A 956-nucleotide genomic window follows, 5' to 3' on the forward strand; every position below is an offset into this window, starting at 1 on the left:
GTAGTAGTTAACTACTTGAGCTGCTGTATTTTCAATATCTACACCACCAGGTACATCAGCTTTAACTGTTGTTGGGATGTCGAACTTGTAGTAACGTCCAAAGGCGAATTTAGTTGTGTCGATCACTTGAGTGTTTTCTGCATCACCAAGTGACTTAGTGAAGCCATCTTTAAGAGTTGCAGTAATCACACCGTTGTTAACAGTGATATCGAATTTAGCTGTAACATCATCACCTGTTACTGAATCGTAGGCTTTGATCTTAGTAGCGTCAAGATCCAACTTAGTTTCATCGTAGTCATCTGAGATTCCTACTGATTGGATGTTGTCCTTGTTAGCTGCGTCGAATTTAGTTGTATCTAACCATACTTGGTAAACTAATTTTTGACCACGTTTAACAGTCTTAGTATTCAAGTTTTGAGCTTCGTTGTTTGAGGCATCGTCAGCGTATGGGTTCGCATTTGTGTCTGCGTACTTGTCTGCCAACTCTTTATCATCATCAACGAGCTTGTCACCTGTGATATCGAATTTCTCTTCAGAAACAACGTATTTCTCTGGTTGGAACTTAGGTTCTTCTGGTGGAGTTACACGGTTGTTAAATTCTTTATCCGCAATGTCGCCTACAGTCGCGATAAGAACTTTAGCAGTACCATCGTGTTTAACTGTAACTGTTACATTCGCTTTCATTGTATCGTATGTAACGGTTGCGTCTGAGCCTTTAACTTCTTCTACTGTGTAGTTGTGTACGCCTTCTTGACCCTTCTTGAACTCAAGTTTAGAGAACTTAACGTTACCAGATGCATCGTTGCTTACAGTTTCAAGAGTCTTACCTTCTGAATCTTTAAGGACGAAGCTGAATTCGTTAGCTTTAAGCTCACGGCCTTCCAAACGTTTAGTGAAGTTGAATTCCACTTCAACTGGTACGTTGTTAACACGTTTTTCAGTTGGTTTGTTTGGTT

Annotated in this window: 1 protein-coding gene; it reads right to left on the reverse strand. The window is 40.1% G+C overall.

What is annotated here, in order from left to right; all coding sequences use genetic code 11:
* On the reverse strand, positions 1-956 hold a 956-nt coding region (locus LG375_RS10520), incomplete at both ends, for an SspB-related isopeptide-forming adhesin (RefSeq protein ID WP_318779997.1).

Source organism: Streptococcus sp. Marseille-Q3604, assembly GCF_916619785.1.
Classification (GTDB): domain Bacteria; phylum Bacillota; class Bacilli; order Lactobacillales; family Streptococcaceae; genus Streptococcus.